This is a genomic window from Spongiactinospora sp. 9N601, from assembly GCF_044326295.1.
In the GTDB taxonomy this organism is placed as follows: domain Bacteria; phylum Actinomycetota; class Actinomycetes; order Streptosporangiales; family Streptosporangiaceae; genus Spongiactinospora; species Spongiactinospora gelatinilytica.
This window is the reverse complement of sequence record NZ_JBIRBB010000004.1, coordinates 507888-523927: the sequence shown is the minus strand read 5'-3', so window position 1 is coordinate 523927 and position 16040 is coordinate 507888. Positions and strand designations below refer to the sequence as shown.

Below are 16040 nucleotides of genomic sequence, written 5' to 3'. Positions count from 1 at the left end.
CAGGCCGAGCGGAGCGCGGGGTCCTCGGGCGGAGCCCGGCCCTTACGCGCGGAGCGCGTTGTCCCGCCGGAGGCGGGGTGTCGGGCGGAGCCCGACATGGGAAACAGGGCTGAGCGAAGCGAAGGCGATTGGGCGCGGAGCGCGCGAAAGGCCCGGCATAAATGGGCGGGCGGTACGGGGGATGCCGTAAGGGCCTGGTAGTGGGCCAAGGGGATTGGCGGGGTGGCCGCCGCTTCTTGTTGTTGAAGCGGCGGCCCGTCTGTTCGGGGGTTACTTCTTGGCGCAGAGGGCGTAGACCGTACCGCTGACCTTGGGGTTGTGGCCGCCGCCGCTGTTGAGGGACTTGTTGCCCTTGTCCCCGGCCTCGGGGCTGGGGCTGGGGCTGGGGGTGGCGTTCGCGGCGAGGTCGTTGTCGTGGCCCTCGCCGTTGACGACGAGCTTCACGGACCAGCCGTTGCCCGACGGGTAGCTGCCGGTCACGGTGACCCGCTTGTTGGTGTTGAGGTGGTAGCCACCACCGGTCACCACCTCGTTCGACTGGCAGGAAACCGAATCGCCGGAGGAGTTGTAGAACTCGTCCGACCGGACCTGGATCCGGAGGCTGCCGCCGCCCTCGCCCGGGTCACCCTTGGGACCCTGTGCGCCGTCCTTGCCGTCCTTGCCGTCCTTGCCGTCAGCGCCGTCCACGCCGTCCTTGCCAGGCTCGCCCTTCGCGCCCGCCGGGCCCTGCAGCCCACGCGGGCCGCGCACGCCCGGGTCGCCCTTCGGGCCCTGTGCGCCCGGGTCGCCCTTCGGCCCCTTGGGACCGGTCGCGCCCATCGGACCCAGCCCGCCCTCACCGTCCGTGCCCTTCGGCCCCTGCCGGTTCCAGGAGATCCGGGTCTCGCCCGGCTTGCACTTGGTCCTGGCGCCCACGATCCGTACGACCTGCGTGGACTTGTTGACACACGCATAGATGACGTTCGACGCGGCGGCGGTGGACGCGGCCGAGGAAGCGTTCGCGAAACCACCCACCACGAGCGAGCCGGCGAGAACACCGGACGCGGCGAGAGCGAGAGCCCGTCCGCCAGGCAGCTTGAGAGCCACTGGGCATACCTCTTTCAAGACTTGCGCGCCTCGGCGGCTGCCGAATCAATATGCCGCCGGAGACTGGAGAGAAACCGAGCGCCCCCGGTGGCCCAGGCTTCTCTTGGTGAGTATGAGCAAGAAGTACACGCTTGTACCGTTCCAACGGTTGTCCCGACAAACATCACAAGTCCGTCACACACTCGCGTTTGCGCCCTCAGCGACCATCGGGATAATCAGGTGCTGTTCGGGGGGCGAACAACGACGGGGTGGCGCCGACGCACGCCCCCCGCCCCGACCTGGAGGGCAACAGTGCCGACCAGCAACCCCCGCCCCCGCCCCCAGCCCGATCTCTACCTGCCCCCCGCCACCCAGCCCGTCCGGGGCGTCGTGTGGGCGATCCACATGGTGATCCCCATGCTCGGCCTGTGGCTGCTGCTCGCCCAGGACGACATCAACATCATCTGGCAGCACGAGACCAGCCACTTCTGGCTGATCATCCTGGTCGCGGGCATCAACCTGGCGCTGGGCCTGCTGATGACCCGCGCCCTGATCCGCCGCCCCGACGCCCGTATCCTCCTGGTCTCCCTGGTCTTCCTGACCAATGCCGGTTTCTTCTTCCTGCACGGCCTGAGCACCCCCAAGATCATCCTCCCCACCGGCAGCATGGGCTTCGACCTGGACCAGCCGGTCGGCCTGACCGTGGCCTCGATCTTCGCCTTCATGTCCGCGCTCCCCCTGGACGGCCGCGCCGCCCAGGCCGTGCTCGCCGCCGCCCGCCCGCTCCGCGCCGGCCTCGCCGTACTGCTCCTCGCCTGGACCGCCGCCTCCCTGCTCCCCGGCCTGACCCCGCTCAGCGCCCCGCCACCGCCGGGCGGTGCGACGCTCGGCGCGTTCTCGCTGGTCGCCGTGGCCCTGTACGGGGCGGCGGCGGTGATGATGTTCCGGCTGCACCGCCGCCGCCCGGCCGCCATGCTGGTCAGCCTGATCACCGCCTACACGCTGCTCGCCGAGGCGATGATCGCCGGGATGAGCCGCAACAACTGGCACCTTTCCTGGTGGGAGTGGCACATACTGCTCACCTTCGCCTTCGTGTTCGTCGCCTACAGCGGCTACCTCCAGTTCCGGCACGAGGGTTCCAGCGCGGGACTGTTCGACTCGATCGCGCTGGCCGCCACCGTGCGGCGGCTCCAGGCCCAGTACGCCCAGGCCCTGGAGGCGCTGGTCGATCACCTGCGGCAGGGTTCGGTGTCCAGGGTGCCGGTGGCGACCCGGCTGGCCGGGAAGTTCGGGCTGACCGAGGCGCAGGCGGCGGTACTCGACCGCGCGGGCGCGGCCCTGGCCAACGAGCGCGAGATCTCCGACCGGCTGGCCGCGCTGGTGGACGTCGGGCGCGGCGCGCGGGTGGGCCGCGCCGAGCGCGAACTGCTCAGCGCCTCCCTGGACCGGGTGCGGCAGGCGTACGGCGACGTCCGCATCAGCCTGGTCGCCGACGGCACGGTCTCGATGGGCTCGGCCGACTACCGCGAAGCCGACTTCGCCCGCGCCACCCCGCTCAGAGACGGCCACGACCGGCGCATTTACCCGCTCACCGTCAAGGGGAGGCTGGCCGGCGTGATCAGGGTGCCGGTCGGGGTCACCCCGCAGGACGAACCGCTGGCCGCGCTGCTCGCCAACCAGTTGTCGATCGCGCTGGAGAACGACCGGCTTTACGCTGAGTTGTCCACGCTCTTCCGGCAGTACATGTCGCCGGACGTGGCCTCCGCGCTGCTCGCCGACCCGGCGCAGGCCGCGCTCGGCGGGTCGCTGGTGGAGCTGACCTCGCTGTTCGCGGATCTGAAGGGGTTCACCACCTTCTCCGAGAAGGTCTCCCCCGGCGAGATCGTGGAAATGCTCAACCGGTACCACACCGCCGCCGTCCCCTGCATTCTGGACAACGGCGGCACCATCGTGCAGTTCGTCGGCGATGCCCTGCTGGCGCTGTTCAACGCGCCGGCCCGGCAGGCGGACCACGCCCGCGCGGCGGCCCGCGCGGGGCTCGCCATGCAGGAGGCGGCGGAGCGGGTGGCCGCCGAGGTGCTCGGCGAACAGGCGGCGGGGCGCCGCAACACGATCGAATGGCCGAAATTCCGCGTCGGGATAAACACCGGAATGGCGCTCGTCGGGAACATCGGCAGCCCGGAATTGCGCGGCTTCAACGCGATGGGCGACTGCGTGAACGTGGCGGCCCGGCTCCAGTCACTGGCCGAGCCGGGTACGGTCGTGATCGGTTCCACCACCCGCGACCTGCTCGGCGAAACGGCCGTGGCGAGCCCGCTCGGCCCGCTGCGGCTGAAAGGCAAGGACCAGCCGGTGGAGGCTTTCGTGCTCCGATCCATCGCCGGGCACCCGGATTCCGGGAAATAATCGGGGATGATTCCCCCCGCGTCCCTGGAGGCAGCCCGATGAGCGTCAAGCCGACCACGGAGCCCGGCGAGTTCCTGGATCTGCTGACCGAAGACGAGATCGCGGCGCTTCGGGCGAGCGCCCGGACCCGCCGATGGGAGCGCGGCGCGGCCGTGATGAGCGAGGGTGACACCGCCGACTGGGTGGCCGTGCTCACTTCCGGGCGGGTCAAGGTCTCCTCGCACACCGAGGGCGGCACCGAGGTGGTGCTCGCCGTCCGGGGTCCGGGGGCGCTGCTCGGCGACATGTCGGCGATCGACGGCGGGCCCCGCTCGGGCACGGTGACCGCGCTGGAACCGGTCGAGGCCCTGGTGATCGGTGACTTCCCGGGGTTCCTGCGGGAGAACGGCCAGGTCGCGGTGCTGCTGATGAAGCTGATCATCGGCAGGTTGCGCGACTCCGACCGCAAGCGGATCGAGTACGGCGCCTTCGACACCACGGGCCGGGTCGCGACGCGCCTCGTCGAGCTGGCCGAACGGTACGGCGAGCAGTCCGCCGGCGGGGTCCGGGTGGCGCTGCCGCTCTCCCAGGACGAGCTCGCCGGCTGGACCGGCGCCTCCCGCGAGGCGGTCAGCAAGGCCCTGCGCTCCCTCCGCGACCGCGGCCTCATCGAGACCGGCCGCCGCCGCGTCACCATCCACGACCTGGAAGCCCTCCGCAAACGCGCCCGCTGACGCCCTTCCCCCCGCTATCCGCGCCAACGCCATGGCCCGGCGTCCGGCCCGCGCTGCCGGAACGATGCAACCGCTGCCGGGGTCTCGCACGAAGTCACAGGTGACAGGTGCGTGGACGCATGCTGAGGGGGCGGGCGATGAGCGAGCCGGGCGGGGTGCCCAAGGTCGTCGCGGGGGTGAGCCGGTATCTGGACGACCGGCTCGGGCTGGGGAACGTGGTACGGCGGAACATACGCAAGGTGTTCCCCGACCACTGGACGTTCCTGCTCGGCGAGATCGCGCTGTACTCGTTCATCATCCTGCTGCTGACCGGGACGTTCCTGACGTTCTGGTTCCAGCCGAGCATGGGACACGTCGCCTACACGGGTCCGTACGCGCCGTTGCGCGGCGTGATGATGTCCGAGGCGTACGCGTCGACGTTGCACATCAGCTTCGAGGTGCGCGGCGGGCTGCTGATGCGGCAGATCCACCACTGGGCGGCGCTGTTGTTCGTCGGCGGGCTGATGGCCCACCTGCTGCGGATCTTCTTCACCGGCGCGTACCGCAAGCCGCGCGAGCTGAACTACCACATCGGCCTGGTGATGTTCGCGATCGCGCTGGTGGAGGGCCTGACCGGGTACTCCCTGCCGGACGACCTGCTGTCCGGGGCCGGGCTGCGGATCACCCAGGGCATCCTGATCGGGCTGCCGCTGGTGGGGACCTACCTGTCGTTCTTCCTGTTCGGCGGCGAGTATCCGGGCGAGGACGTGATCGCCCGCTTCTTCACCATCCACATTCTGCTGCTGCCCGGCCTGCTGGTCGCCCTGGTGACCGCGCACCTGACGCTGATGTGGGTGCAGAAGCACACCCAGCTCGCCCGCAAGGGCCGGACGAACATGAACGTGGTGGGCGGGCCGTTCTTCCCGTCGTTCATGCTCAAGTCCGGCGCGTTCTTCATGTTCACCTTCGCGATCCTGGCCGGGCTCGGGGCGGCCGTGCAGATCAATCCGATCTGGTTGTTCGGGCCCTACACCCCGGCGGACATCTCGGCGGGCTCCCAGCCGGACTTCTACATGGGCTTCCTTGAGGGATCGCTGCGGATCATGCCGGGGTGGGAGATCAACTTCGCCGGGTACACCCTGCCGCTCAGCGTGCTCATCCCCGGCCTGCTGCCGCTGGCCCTCATCTTCGGCGGGCTGATCGTCTACCCGTCCGTGGAACGGTGGATCACCGGCGACACCCGCGAGCACCACTTCGCCGAACGGCCGCGCGACAACCCGCACCGCACCGCGATCGGCATGGCGGCGGTCACCTTCTACGGCGTGCTGTGGCTGCTCGGCGCGAACGACGAGATCTCCGACCACTTCCACATCCCGCTGTTCGCGATCACCTGGTTCGGCCGGGTCGCGATCTTCGCGGGGCCGGTGCTCGCGTACGTCATCACGTACCGGCTGTGCCGGGGCCTGCGGCTGCGGGACGCGCAGATGATCGGGCACGGCGTGGAGAGCGGCGTGATCAAGCGGCTGCCGGAGGGCGAGTTCACCGAGATCGACGTACCGGCCAGCGACGACATGGCCGCGCCGCTGCTCGGTGCCGAGGCGATCCCGGAACTGCGCGGCGCGGAGCTGGCGATGGACGATGCGGAGGACGGCGAACCGAGGCCCAAGGGCCTGCGCGGCCGGATCGGGCGGCTGCGGGCCAGGATGAGCCGCGCCTACAGCGAGCCGCCGATCACCGAGGTGCCGGGGGCGGACGGCGAGGGCAGGAAGGCCGTCACCGCGGGCGAGAGCTACCACAGGCCCGATCAGGGAAGTTGACCGCTCGTTGAGGCAATCGGGGAAAGGCGGGGGGTGTCCGGGCGGGGGCGGCGGGCTACGAATACGTTCCGGCAGGTTGCGAGGGGCGGGGCGGGGGCTCGCGCATGGACGACACACTCAACGCGCGGCTGGCCGCGGGTGAGGCCGACGCCCTCGGCGAGTGTTACCGCGCGCATGCCGTACTGGTCCGGGGTTATCTGCGGAGGTTCGTCCCCGAGCAGGAAGTGGACGACGTGGTACAGATCGTCTTCGCCGAGGCGTGGCGGTCGCGCCTCCGGTTCGATCCGGACCGCAGCCTGCCCGCCTGGCTGCTGGGCATCGCGCACAAGCGGGCCGTGGACCACCTGCGCGCCCGCCGTCCGGCGACCCTGCCGCTGTCGGCGGTGCCGGACGCCACGGGGTGCGACGGCCGGGTCGCCGGTGAGGAGCTGGCCGTGCGGGAGGAGATCCACGCGGCGATGGCCCGGCTGCCCGTCGCGCAGCGCCAGGCCATCGAGCTGGCGTACTACGGGGAGTTCACCCAGCGCGAGATCGCCGAACGGCTGCGGGTGCCGCTCGGCACGGTAAAGGCGCGCACGACCAGGGGGCTGCACCGCCTGTCCGTGCTGCTGGGCGCGCCCCGCTCCTAGGAACGCCCCTGGGAACGTCTGGCCGCCGCCAGGCCCTCCACCCCGGCGACCAGCAGGTCCAGGCCGATGGCGTAGTAGTGCTCGACGTCGGGCGGCTCCGGCGCGGTCCGGGCCCACTCGGTGATGCTGGGAAACCCGTCAGGCGGCAGCGCCGTCAGCGCGGCCCGGTGCTGCCTGCGCTGCTCGGCCGCCTCCCGCTCGCCCATGTTCGGCCGGCAGGACGGGTCACCGGCGACCAGCCCCATGCAGCCGTTGAGCAGGTAGCCGGCGACGTAGTAGCCCTCGGTCAGCGTGAACCCCTCGTTCTTCAGCAGGCCGAGCACGGTGTCGGTGGCCCGCAGGAAGTTGAGCGCGCGGCTCTTGTCGCAGTGGCGCAGGAGTTCGGGCAGCGAGCGGTGCGCCCGCATCAGCTCGATCACCCGGCCGACCATCGCCCGCAGCCGCTCGTTCCACGCCTGTTCGGGGACCGGCGGCCCGATGAGCCCGGCGAGCAGGTGGTCGGCCGCGGCGCTGAACAGCTCCTCCTTGTTCTTGAAGTGCCAGTACATCGCCATCGGTGTGACGTCCAGCTCGGCGGCCAGCCGCCGGACCGAGACGGCCGCGACGCCTTCCTCGTCGGCCAGGCGCACCGCGCGGTCGAGGACGGCCTCGCGGGTCAGTTTGCTCATCACACTTGACAACTATACGCCGTACAAGTTCCACTATGCACTGTACATGTACGCCGTATAGTCAGGAGGCGCAATGGAGCGGCGATGGTGGGCGCTGGGCGCGGTGGCGCTCGGTTCGTTCATGACCTACCTGGACAACAACGTGGTCAACGTGGCCCTCCCGACCATCCAGCGGGAGATGGGGCTGACCCTGTCCGGCCTGGAGTGGATCGCGAGCAGCTACATCCTGGTGTTCGCCGGGCTGATGCTCGCCGGCGGGCGGCTCGCCGACGTCTTCGGCAGCCGGCGGATCTTCCTGACCGGCCTGGTGGTGTTCACGGCGGCCTCGCTGGCGGCGGGCGTCGCGGCGAACGGGGGGATGCTGATCGCGGCGCGCTCGGTGCAGGGCCTCGGCGCGGCGCTGCTCACCCCGACCTCGCTCGCGCTGCTGTCCCGGGTCTTCCCCGACGCCCGCGAGCGCGGCACCGCCGTTGGGATATGGACGGCCACCGGGGCGCTGTCCATGGCCCTCGGCCCGCTGACCGGCGGTTTCATCAGCGAGAACTGGCACTGGGGGTGGATCTTCCTGATCAACGTGCCGCTGGGGATCGGCACGCTGGCGCTCGGCATGTGGGCGCTGCCCGCCAGCCGTGACCGGGTACGGCGGAGCCTGGACCTGCCGGGCCTGGCCGCCGCCACCATCGGGCTGTCCGCGCTGACCTTCGCCCTGATCGAGGGCGAGCAGGCCGGCTGGACCTCGCCGCAGATCCTCACCGCGTTCGCCCTGGTGATCGTCTCGGCGACCACGTTCCTGCTGGTGGAACGGCGGGGCGCGGAGCCGATGATCGACCTGTCGCTGTTCCGGTCCAGGGTGTTCAGCGGCGGGATCGTGGCGATGGGGCTGTGGTCGTTCGGCGTCTTCGGGATCTACTTCTTCAGCGCGCTGTGGTTGCAGAACGTGCTGGGCTTCACCCCGACCCAGGCCGGGGCGGCGTTCGTGCCGATGGCCCTGCTGATGGCGGTGGTGGCGGTGCTCGCCCAGCGGGTCGCCCGGGTGCTCGGTGACGACCGCACGGTCGCGCTGGGGCTCGCTTTGATGGCGGGCGCGGTTTTCGCGATCTCCCGGCTGGGCGCGGGCACGGGCTACACCGACATCCTGCCGTGGTTCCTGCTGTACGCGCTGGGCGGCGGCCTGCTGGTGCCGCTCACCTCGACGATCCTGGGTACGCTGCCGGACCGCCGCGCCGGGGTGGCCTCCGGCGTGATCAACGTCTCCCGCGAGGTCTTCGGCCTGCTCGGCATCACCGTGATGGGCGCGATCCTCACCGCCCGGCAGACCTCGGGCCTGACGGAGGGCCTGCCCGCGCTCACCGCGTTCCTGGACGGCTACCGCTTCACGCTGGCCATGGCGGCGGTCATCGTGCTGGCGGGCGTGCCGATCAGCCTGTACGCGCTGCGCCGCCGGCCCTCCCCCACCCCGGAGGCGGCGGATGAGGGAGGGCCGAAGGAGCCCGCGGGCGTCGGCTCAGCGTGAGGAGAGGTACCGTTCGCCGAGTTCGCGCAGCCTGCGGTGGGCGGAGTCGTAGACGGCGGCCCCGCCCAGGTACGCCTTGGCCAGCTTGGCGACCATCGTGTAGTTCGCGTCGCAGACGTTGCCCACCGGGGCCTGGGCGGCCTGGCTGACGAGCTGGTAGGCGTCCAGCTCGTCCAGGCCGGTCAGGGCGGCGCTCCAGGTCACCAGGTCGTGCTGGCTGATCCGGTAGGCGTCCTCCAGCGGGCGGGCCGAGCCGGTGGACATCAGGTGCTCGTCGTCCTCCAGCCGGGGCCACGGGGTGGCCACGCCCTTGATCAGCTCGACCGCGACGACCGTGTTCATTGCGGCCTCCACGCCGGTGCCGCACACCTCGCCGTGGCCCTGGCGGGCGTGCCCGTCGCCGACCCCGAACAGCCCGCCCTCGACGTTGACGCCCAGGTAGAGGGTGACGCCCGCGCGCAGCTCCGGGGTGTCCATGTTGCCGCCGTGGGCGTCCGGGGTGATCGTCATCCGCGCCTCGAAGGCGGCGGGGGCCACCCCGACGGTGCCGTGCATCGGGTCCAGCGGGAGTTCGACGCTGAAGTCGCCGCGGGTGGCCCGGTACCGGACGGTCCGCTTGTCAGCGTCGATCTCGTAGACCCACACCCGCTCCTCCAGGGGAGCGTGCAGCATCGCCGTGGTGTGGGTCGCGGTGAGCGCGCCGAAGTGCGGGAACGTGGTGGACACGCCCCAGTCGCGGGCGGGTTCGATGGACACGAAGTGCAGCGCCAGCGTGTCGCCGGGCTCGGCCCCCTCGACGTGGAACGGGCCGGTCACCGGGTTGAGGTAGGGGAACTCGCACACCTGCGAGGGCAGGTCGGCCGGGCCGCGGACCCGGCCGCCGAAGCAGTCCTCGGTGTAGAGCTCAAGGATCGTGCCGGGCGCGATCCGAGCCGCGGCGGGGCGTCCGCCGAAGGTGTAGGCCAGGTCCTCGGGACCGGGCCGGTAGGACACGACGTTCACTTATGCGACCTCCTTGGCGTCCTGCTCGGTCGCCAGCGTGGGCTTGCGGCCCAGCAGGTAGGAGCCGATCAGGACGATCACCCCGATACCGAACCACGCGAAGCCCAGCCGCTGCGCGGCGACCTGCGCGTTGACCACGACGAACACGAGTATGACGAACCCGATGGCCGGCGCCACCAGGTGCGCCCACCAGTTGCGGCTGCGCTTCCTGATCAGGTAGTGGACCACCACCGAGACGTGCAGCACCAGGAAGGCGCACATCGCGCCGAAGTTCACCAGCGTGCTGAGCGGCGTGATGCCGTCCTTCAGCGTGCTCATGAACAGGCCGAGCGCCAGCGAGATGCCTGCCACGAGGAAGATGGCGTTGACCGGCACCTTGCGGGTGGGGTGGACGCGGCCCAGCACGCGTGGGAGCTGGCCGTCCCGGCCCATCGCGAACAGCAGTCGCGAGGTCGCCGCCTGGGCGACCAGGGAGTTGGCGAAGCCCCAGGCCACCGCGGTGGCCACGGCGGTCAGCACGCCCAGCCAGGGGCCGCCTGCGAAGGCGGCGGTGTCGTAGAAGGCCGACCCGGCGGCATCGCCCTCGGCCAGCAGCCTGTCACGGTCCGGGGTGAGCAGCGCGGCGACCCAGGTCTGCGTGACGAACAGCAGCCCGGCCAGCCCGAGCGCGTACACCATGGAACGGCCGAGCCGCCTGCCGTCCTCGCGGCTCTCCTCGGCCAGCATCGAGATGCCGTCGAAGCCCAGGAAGGACAGCACCGCGACCGAGGTGGCGCCGAAGATCAGCGGCCAGGAGAAGGTGCTCACGTCGAACAGCGGGCTCAGCGGGTCGCCGCCGCCCTTGCCCTGGATGAGCGCGCCGATGCCGATGACCAGGAAGATCGCCAGCACGATCAGCTCGGCGACCAGCATGATCCGGTTGGTCTTGGCGGTCATCTGGATGCCGAAGTAGTTGACCACCGTGTTGAGCAGCACGAACCCGATCAGCCAGGCCCATATCGGCACCGCGGGCACGATCGACGCCATGGCCGTGCTCGCCACCAGGTAGAGCAGCGAGGGGACGAGTACGTAGTCGAGCAGGATCGCCCAGCCGGCCAGGAAGCCGACCGGCGCGCCGATGCCGCGGCCCGCGTAGGTGTAGACCGAGCCGGCCATCGGGAAGGCGCGGGCCATCTGCGCGTAGGACAGGGCGGTGAAGGCCATCGCGACCATGCCGATCGCGTAGGCCAGGGCGACCATTCCCCCGGAGGCGTTGAACACGCTGCCGAAGATGCCGAAGGGCGCGATCGGCACCATGAAGATGAGGCCGTAGATCAGCAGGTCGGCGAAGCCGAGGGAGCGCTTGAGCTCCTGCTTGTAGCCGAAGCGCTCGATCCCGTCCGGGGCGGGTGGGGAGGTTTGATCCGAGACGTCGGACGAACGTGACATATCTGTGGCTCTTTCTCGCTCTGGGGGGCCGAGCCGTACGATATGCCGCATTCTTGCAGGCGGAAAGATTTCACATGGAAGCTTTACCTGTTCGCGTCACGCCCGCGACGCCGCTCAGGACGAGGCCAGGACGTCGAACTCCAGCCCGTCGGCCCGCCCCACGTAGACGCGCTGCCGTACGTGCCGGTCGGCCAGCGTGAGCCGCCCCCGGCCGGTGCTGACCGTGGTGCCGTCGGCCACGGCCTCGATCGCCGGTACGGCGGCGGCGCCCGCCCGCGCCACCAGCGCCGCGATCATCAGCACGCCCTCGTAGCTGCCGTGCCCGTGCGCGCTCATCATCGGGGCGGTGGTGCCGTAGCGGCGGACGTAACGCGCGCTGAGATCGAGGTTGGCGTCGGTCGGTACGGTGCCGAAGTAGCCCATCGTGGCGTACAGCTCGCCGGTGGAGTCGCCGTCCACCGCCAGCAGGCCGTGCTCCTCCAGGGCCCCGCACAGCCGGGCGCAGCGCAGCCCGGCCGCGGTGAAGGCGCGGTTGAAGGCCACCAGGTCGCTGCCGATCAGGTTGAGCAGCACCGCGTCGGGGCGCAGCGCCGCCAGGGACTCGATCACCCGGCCCATCGCCAGGTCGCCGAACCCGCACGGGATCAGCCGCTCACCGACCACCCGCGCCGAACGGGCCAGCAGCCGCCCGCGCGCCGAGACGTGGACCAGGCGCGGCCAGACGTAGTCGTTGCCCAGCAGGTACCAGCGCCGCGCCCGCCGGTGCCGGACCAGCCAGTCGATGCCCGGCCCGACCTGGCGGGAGGCGGGCTCGCCCAGGAAGTAGACGCCGGGCGTGCGCGAACCGCCCTCGTAGGGGGGCGTGTAGATATAGGGGGCGGCGCCGCCGAGCGCGCGCTCCACGGCGACGCGCACGTCGCTGGCGTGCGTGCCCACCACGGCCTGCACCGCGCCGGCCCGAGCCAGCCCGGCGACCTCGCGGGCGACCTCGGCGGGTGGCCGCCCGCCGTCCACCAGCACCAGCTCGACGTGCCGGCCGAGCACCCCGCCCCGGTCGCTGACCTCGGCCGCGCCCAGCGAGGCGCAGTTGATCACGCAGGGGCCGAGCATCCCCAGCACCCCGGAGACCGGCGCGACCAGCGCGATCCGGAAAGCGTCGGCCCTGACCAGGTGGGCTTCAAGTGGGTCGATGACCACGCGTCAGAGTATCCTCTAGCGTACGCGCGAACGAAAGGAGCCGGTGGTGCTGACCGAGCCCACGGCGAAGCCTCCTTCCACGACCTTCACGGCGGGGCTGGGTTCCTCGCTCGCCTACCTCCTCAGCAAGGCCGAGCGCAGCGTCAACCGGGGTCTCGCGGCCGTGCTCGCCAGCGAACAGCTCTCCGTCGAGCACTGGCGCATCCTCCAGGCCCTGGCCGACGGCCGCGGCCACTCCATGGGCGACCTGGCCGAGGCCGCCCTGATGCCGCACCCCACCCTGACCAAGGCCGTCGATCGGCTGGTCGATCGCGCCCTGGTCTATCGCGGCCACGACCCTTCCGACCGCCGCCGCGTCGCGGTCTTCCTGGCCGATCGCGGCCGTTCGCTGCTGCACCGCCTGGAGGGCGGCCTGGCCGAGCACCACCGCGCGATCCTGGCCGCCTTCGGCGCCGAGCGCACCGAATCTCTGATGCGCGACCTGGAGTCCCTGGTCACCGACCTGGAGCGCTGAGCGCCCGGCCGGAAAGACCGCCTCGTTACCGTTTTGTGACAAAGGTGAGGTGCGAAGCACCGATCGCGGGGCATGGTTGATCTCGAAGTCCAGCAGCGGGGCTTCGTCTCAGGTTGATGAGGCGTGTCCTGTCTGGGCTTTCGGGCTTCCCGCACGGACGGGGCACGCTGTGAACCCCCGATGGAGCAGCGAAATGACCGTCCTGGATGTCGCGTTCGAGCAGATGACCGCCGAGGAACTGCTGGCCGAGATGGTCCGCCCGGAGGCTTCCGAGCTGTACCGGGTCAGGATCCGCGAGCGGGTGGTGGAGTTGCACGAGGGCCTGGTCACCGAGGTGACCCGGCGCTACCGGTACCGCGGCGAGCCCATGGAGGACCTACGGCAGGCCGCCTACGTGGGCCTGATGAAGGCGGTGAACGGGTTCGACCCCGAGCTGGGACACGAGTTCCGCGGCTACGCCATGATCACCATGATGGGCGAGGTGAAGCGCCACTTCAGGGACCGCACATGGGCGATCAAGGTGCCCCGGGTGTACCAGGAGCGGCGGCTGGAGATCAACAAGATCACCGCGGAGCTGACCCAGGCGCTCGGCCGCTCCCCGACCGTCGCCGAGCTGGCCGAGCGGATGCGGATATCGGAGGAGGAGGTCCTGCTGGCGCTGGAGGCGTCCGGGGCCTACAGCGCGCTGTCGCTGGACGCGCCGGTGAGCGGCGCCGAGGACGCCGCCGACCTCGGCGACTTCCTGCCCGACCAGGACCGCTCCCTGGACACCCTGGTCGACAGGCACGCCGTCAAGCCGCTCATCAACGCGCTGCCGGAGCGGGAGCGCACGATCCTGCTGATGCGCTTCTACGGGAACATGACCCAGGCCGAGATCGCCGCGGAGTTCGGGATCTCGCAGATGCACGTCTCGCGCATCCTGCGCGCCGTGCTCACCCGGCTCCGCGCCAAGCTCTCGGACTGAACTCCCGCAGCCCCGGAGGGTACGGCCCGCGCCGGCCGTGCCCTCCAGGACTCCGTGGGTCAGGAACCGATGTTCCTGCCGCGCGCGTGCCAGACCACCGCCACCGACGGGCGGGGCTGGCTGTCACCGCCGTCGGGCCAGTGGCTGGACGGGTCGGCCGGGCTCGCGCCGTCGGTCTCGCCGGGGTGCTGGACCGCGACGAACACGCTCTTGTCGTCCCGGGTGATCAGCGGGCCGCAGGTCTCCGCGCCCACCGGGACGGTCAGGAACTGCCGCAGGTGGCCGCGGTCCCGGCCGGACACCGGCATCACGAACAGGCCGTCGTTCTTGCCGAGCGCGTTGCCGTCCGTGGAGATCCACAGGTTGCCCTCGCGGTCGAAGGCGACGTTGTCCGGGCAGGAGATCGGCGAGACCTTGGACTTGTCGAACCCGGCGAAGTAGGTGGCCGGGTCGCTGGGGTCGCCGCAGACCAGGGCGAGCGACCAGGCGAACGTCCGCGCGCCCGCGTCGTTGCGCCGCTCGGTGATCTCCAGCACGTGGCCGTGCTTGTTGGCGGCCCGCGGGTTGGCCTCGTCGGCCTGCGCCGGGGTGCGGTTGGAGTTGTTGGTCAGCGCGACGTAGATCGCGCCGGTCACCGGGTTGCGCTCGACGTCCTCGGGACGGTCCATCTTGGTGGCCCCGACCTTGTCGGCGGCGACCCTGGTGTAGACGAGGACCTCTTCGGCGCTCATCCCCTGCACGTACGACTTGTCGCCGCTGACCAGCGGAATCCACTCGCCCGACCCGTCGAAGCGGCCGTCCTTGGGCGCCTTGCCGGAGCCGTCGATCTCGTCCTTGGGGCTGTCGCCGGTGAACTTGGCGACGTACAGCGTGCCCTCGTCCAGCAGGCCGCGGTTGTGGCGGTCGAAGCCGGGGATGTAGCGGTCCTTGGAGACGAACTTGTAGACGTACTCGAAGCGGGAGTCGTCGCCCATGTAGGCGACCAGCCGGCCGTCCCTGGACAGGCTGGTGGTGGCGGCCTCGTGGGCGAACCGGCCGAGCGCGGTCCGCTTGATCGGCGTGGCGTCCGGGTCGGTCGGGTCGATCTCCACGATCCACCCGAAACGGTTGATCTCATTGGGGTGCTTGGCGAGGTCGAACCGCTCCTCCACCCGGTCGAAGCGGCGGCTGCCGCTCGGGATGGCGGTGGTCGTGCTGACGCCGTACCGGGTCAGGTACTGCTTCTGCGCCTCCGGCACGCCGTTGCCGCCGACGAAGTACTGGTTGAAGTTCTCCTCGGCGGTCAGGACCGTGCCCCACGGGGTGGTGCCGCCCGCGCAGTTGTTGAGCATGCCGATCGGGCGCAGCCCGCGCGGGTCGGCGGCGGTCTTCAGCAGCGCGCTGCCCGCCGCGGGGCCGCTGAACCGCATCGGGGTCTGCGCGGTGATCCGCCGGTTGTAGCGGCGCCGGCCGCGGGTGACCAGCTTCCACCGGCCGGTCCGGCCGGCCCGCTCCAGCTCGACCACCGAGCCGCCGTGCGCGGCGAGGGCGATCTTGATCTGCTCCTCGGTGGCCGCGGTTCCGTCGGTGTAGCCGCGGAACATCAGGGCCTCGTCGCTGTACTCGTGGTTGACCCACAGCAGCGCGCGGTCCGCGCCCAGCGGGAAGAACGCCACGAAGTCGCAGTTGTAGCCGAACTGCTTGGCCTGCGCCTCGGCGGTCTGGTCGTCGAAGTCGAACTCGGGCGCGTCCGGGAGCACCGGGTCGCCCCAGCGGACCACGGCGGCCGACTCGTACCCCTCGGGCACGGTGAGCTTGTCGTCGGTGTTCGGCGCGACCGGGGTGAAGCGCAGCGAGCCGTGGCCCGGGAAGTGCCCGTGGCCCTGGCCGTGCGCGGGGTCGGCGGCGGCCGGGGCGGCCGTCGCGGTGAGGGCGCCCCCGCCCACACCCACCGCGAGCGCCCCCAGGGCCCCCGCCCGCAGCGCGCCACGCCGCGACAGGGCCTCCGTGACGATCTCCCCGAAGTATCGGTTCTCTGACGTGTTGGGAATGTCGTGCGAGCAGGCGTTACCGCAGCGGAACTGGCACGTCAGCGCACTACGACCACCCTGGTGCGGGGTCGTCAGCAGCGGCAGTAGCCCGCGCGGCGAGGGATTCGCCACCGAT

At 71.0% G+C, this 16040-nt stretch carries 13 protein-coding genes; 7 read left to right on the top strand and 6 right to left on the bottom strand.

Annotated features, from left to right (window positions below):
• Window positions 1-270 precede the first annotated feature (270 nt).
• A complete protein-coding gene (locus ACH34R_RS12245; RefSeq protein ID WP_397561480.1) occupies window positions 271-1086 on the bottom strand; it encodes a hypothetical protein in 816 nt (271 codons plus the stop codon).
• Window positions 1087-1377: 291 nt separating this feature from the next.
• Here ACH34R_RS12245 and ACH34R_RS12240 point away from each other — a divergent pair, with 291 nt between their 5' ends.
• The 4 genes from ACH34R_RS12240 (at window position 1378) to ACH34R_RS12225 (ending at window position 6609) form a co-directional block, all read left to right on the top strand.
• Window positions 1378-3471: an adenylate/guanylate cyclase domain-containing protein gene (locus ACH34R_RS12240; protein ID WP_397561479.1), complete on the top strand. Its 2094-nt coding sequence runs from the start codon at window positions 1378-1380 to the stop codon at window positions 3469-3471.
• A gap of 38 nt (window positions 3472-3509) precedes the next feature.
• On the top strand, window positions 3510-4184 hold the full coding sequence (locus ACH34R_RS12235; protein WP_397561478.1) for a Crp/Fnr family transcriptional regulator: 675 nt from the start codon (window positions 3510-3512) through the stop codon (window positions 4182-4184).
• Window positions 4185-4303: 119 nt separating this feature from the next.
• Entirely contained in the window at window positions 4304-5980 is a 1677-nt protein-coding gene (locus ACH34R_RS12230) for a cytochrome bc complex cytochrome b subunit (protein ID WP_397561477.1), read from the top strand.
• A 104-nt stretch (window positions 5981-6084) separates the two neighbouring features.
• On the top strand, window positions 6085-6609 hold the full coding sequence (locus ACH34R_RS12225; protein WP_397561476.1) for an RNA polymerase sigma factor: 525 nt from the start codon (window positions 6085-6087) through the stop codon (window positions 6607-6609).
• Here the strand turns inward: ACH34R_RS12225 and ACH34R_RS12220 are convergent.
• Window positions 6606-7277, bottom strand: coding sequence for a TetR/AcrR family transcriptional regulator (locus ACH34R_RS12220; RefSeq protein ID WP_397561475.1), 672 nt, complete (start codon window positions 7275-7277; stop codon window positions 6606-6608). The two genes, ACH34R_RS12225 and ACH34R_RS12220, sit on opposite strands and share 4 nt — an antisense overlap.
• A 73-nt stretch (window positions 7278-7350) precedes the next feature.
• Here ACH34R_RS12220 and ACH34R_RS12215 point away from each other — a divergent pair, with 73 nt between their 5' ends.
• Entirely contained in the window at window positions 7351-8790 is a 1440-nt protein-coding gene (locus ACH34R_RS12215; RefSeq protein WP_397561474.1) for a DHA2 family efflux MFS transporter permease subunit, read from the top strand.
• Here ACH34R_RS12215 and ACH34R_RS12210 read toward each other — a convergent pair.
• The 3 genes from ACH34R_RS12210 to ACH34R_RS12200 all read right to left on the bottom strand — a co-directional run bounded on the left by ACH34R_RS12210 (window position 8782) and on the right by ACH34R_RS12200 (window position 12417).
• Window positions 8782-9792: an acetamidase/formamidase family protein gene (locus tag ACH34R_RS12210; protein WP_397561473.1), complete on the bottom strand. Its 1011-nt coding sequence runs from the start codon at window positions 9790-9792 to the stop codon at window positions 8782-8784. The two genes, ACH34R_RS12215 and ACH34R_RS12210, sit on opposite strands and share 9 nt — an antisense overlap.
• Window positions 9793-11220 carry an APC family permease gene (locus tag ACH34R_RS12205; protein WP_397561472.1) on the bottom strand — a complete coding sequence of 476 codons (1428 nt, stop codon included), beginning with the start codon at window positions 11218-11220 and terminating at the stop codon, window positions 9793-9795.
• Between the two features lie 114 nt (window positions 11221-11334).
• Window positions 11335-12417, bottom strand: a complete 1083-nt coding sequence (locus tag ACH34R_RS12200) for a substrate-binding domain-containing protein (protein ID WP_397561471.1) — start codon at window positions 12415-12417, stop codon at window positions 11335-11337.
• A gap of 46 nt (window positions 12418-12463) precedes the next feature.
• On the opposite strand from ACH34R_RS12200, the gene ACH34R_RS12195 reads away from it, so the two are divergent.
• On the top strand, window positions 12464-12931 hold the full coding sequence (locus ACH34R_RS12195; RefSeq protein WP_397561470.1) for a MarR family winged helix-turn-helix transcriptional regulator: 468 nt from the start codon (window positions 12464-12466) through the stop codon (window positions 12929-12931).
• A 193-nt stretch (window positions 12932-13124) separates the two neighbouring features.
• Window positions 13125-13895: a SigB/SigF/SigG family RNA polymerase sigma factor gene (locus ACH34R_RS12190; RefSeq protein ID WP_397561469.1), complete on the top strand. Its 771-nt coding sequence runs from the start codon at window positions 13125-13127 to the stop codon at window positions 13893-13895.
• Between the two features lie 59 nt (window positions 13896-13954).
• Here ACH34R_RS12190 and ACH34R_RS12185 read toward each other — a convergent pair whose 3' ends face one another.
• Entirely contained in the window at window positions 13955-16036 is a 2082-nt protein-coding gene (locus ACH34R_RS12185; protein WP_397561468.1) for a PhoX family protein, read from the bottom strand.
• Window positions 16037-16040: the final 4 nt, after the last annotated feature.